This is a genomic window from Marinimicrobium sp. UBA4509, assembly GCF_002388575.1.
GTDB classification, from domain to species: Bacteria; Pseudomonadota; Gammaproteobacteria; order Pseudomonadales; family Cellvibrionaceae; genus Marinimicrobium; species Marinimicrobium koreense.
Window position 1 is genome coordinate 14880 of the sequence record NZ_DGMV01000076.1, and the last position, 632, is coordinate 15511.

A 632-nucleotide genomic window follows, 5' to 3' on the forward strand; every position below is an offset into this window, starting at 1 on the left:
CCCTCCCCCTGGCCCGTATTGCCGAGCAGTTCGGCACGCCCACCTACGTCTACAGCCGCGCCGCCTTTACCCAGCACTACCTGGCCTACGCCCAGGCCCTGGGCGATCACCCGGGGATGGTGTGCTATGCCATCAAGGCCAACTCCAACCTGGCGGTGCTGAACCTGCTGGCCCGGTTGGGCGCCGGCTTCGATATTGTTTCCGGTGGCGAGCTGGAGCGGGTCCTGCGCGCCGGCGGCGACCCCAAGCGGGTGGTGTTCTCCGGGGTGGGCAAAACCCGCGCGGAAATGATTCAGGCGCTCAACGCCGGTATCTTCTGCTTCAACGTCGAATCCGAGGCGGAGCTGGAGCAGCTCTCACAGGTGGCCAGTGAGCTCGGCAAAACCGCCAATATCTCCCTGCGGGTCAACCCGGATGTGGACGCCCAGACTCACCCCTATATCTCCACCGGGCTGAAAGAGAACAAGTTCGGCATCGATATCGAACGGGCCCCGGCGGTCTATCGTCGCGCGGCGGAGCTGCCCGGGTTGTCCGTGCAGGGGCTGGACTGCCACATCGGCTCCCAGCTGACCCAGCTCGCCCCGTTTATGGACGCGCTGGATCGCCTGCTGGTGCTGGTCGACGAGCTGGCG

At 65.8% G+C, this 632-nt stretch carries 1 protein-coding gene; it reads left to right on the forward strand.

Going from position 1 to position 632, the window contains the following annotated elements; translation table 11 throughout:
• Window positions 1-8: 8 nt before the first annotated feature.
• A partial coding sequence (locus tag B3520_RS14330; protein WP_286876342.1) for a diaminopimelate decarboxylase family protein occupies window positions 9-632 on the forward strand: 624 nt, incomplete at its 3' end.